The 1,103-nt window shown below is 71.3% G+C and carries 2 protein-coding genes; both read left to right on the top strand.

What is annotated here, in order from left to right; all coding sequences use genetic code 11:
- The coding region (locus APM_RS12340; protein ID WP_007423712.1) for a rhamnan synthesis F family protein at positions 1-743 on the top strand (743 nt) is incomplete at its 5' end.
- A partial coding sequence (locus APM_RS12335) for a 1-acyl-sn-glycerol-3-phosphate acyltransferase (protein ID WP_039888535.1) occupies positions 740-1,103 on the top strand: 364 nt, incomplete at its 3' end. The genes APM_RS12340 and APM_RS12335, both read left to right, overlap by 4 nt.

Below are 1,103 nucleotides of genomic sequence, written 5' to 3'. Positions count from 1 at the left end.
CCCTCTGCGCCGGCATTCTCGTCCGCCGCAACATCGGCTACGATTTCGGCGGCTGGCGCGACGCGATCGAGACGCTCGATCTCCCGCAATCCGGCACCGAGGAGATCATCATCGCCAACGACAGCATTTTCGGCCCGGTCCGCCCGATCGATTCGATGCTGCTCCGGCTCGACTACGACGAAGCCGATGTCTGGGGCCTCACCGAGAGCTGGCAGCGCCGCTACCACCTGCAATCCTATTTCGTCGCCTTCGGCCCGCGCGCCATCCGCAGCCCCGCCTTCCGCCGCTTCTGGTCCGGCGTGATCCCCGCGCCGTCGAAACCCTACGTGATCGGCAAATACGAGGTCGGCCTGACCCAGGCGATGATCCGCGCCGGCCTGCGCGTCGCCGCCCTCTGGCCCTACGAGGCGCTGACCCGGCAGATCACCCGCGACCAGCTCGCGCCCTATCTCGACATCGAGCCCGGCGGCCGCGCCGACCCGCACGACCTCACCCGCTGGCTGCACATCCTGCGCCTGCGCGACGCGATCGCCCGCCGCCGCCCGCTCAACCCGACCTCGGATCTCTGGCGCCACCTGCTGCTCTCCGGCTATCCGTTCATCAAGCGCGAGCTGCTGCGCGACAACCCCACGAAGGTCGAGGATATCGGCGACTGGGCCGACCTGCTGCGCGACGAACTCGGCGCCGACCCCGCCCCCATCCTCGCCGACCTGCGCATGATGCTGCGCGGCGACGCGCCATGACCCGGCGGGCCATGACGAAAACACTCTCCGGCGCGCGGATGTACGCCCGCCTCGCCGCCGTGCTGGCCTGGACGATGGCGCTGCTGCCGGTCCAGCTCGTGCTGATCCGCCGGCCCGGCCGCGCCAAGCGGGCGCTGCCGCTGCGCTACTGGGGCGGCGTGGCCCGCATCCTCGGCCTCGAACTCCAGGTCATCGGCACCCCCGCCGCGACCGACGAGCGGCCCGTGCTGTTCGTCTCCAACCACACCTCCTGGCTCGACATCGTCGCCCTCGGCGCGGTGCTGCCGGGCTGCTTCATCGCCAAGGCGGATGTCGGGCGCTGGCCCGGCATTAGCGCCGTCGCCCGCGCCGGGCGCACCA

The sequence above is a fragment of the Acidiphilium sp. PM genome, from assembly GCF_000219295.1.
Lineage (GTDB): Bacteria > Pseudomonadota > Alphaproteobacteria > Acetobacterales > Acetobacteraceae > Acidiphilium > Acidiphilium multivorum.
This window is presented reverse-complemented; position numbering and strand designations above follow the sequence as displayed.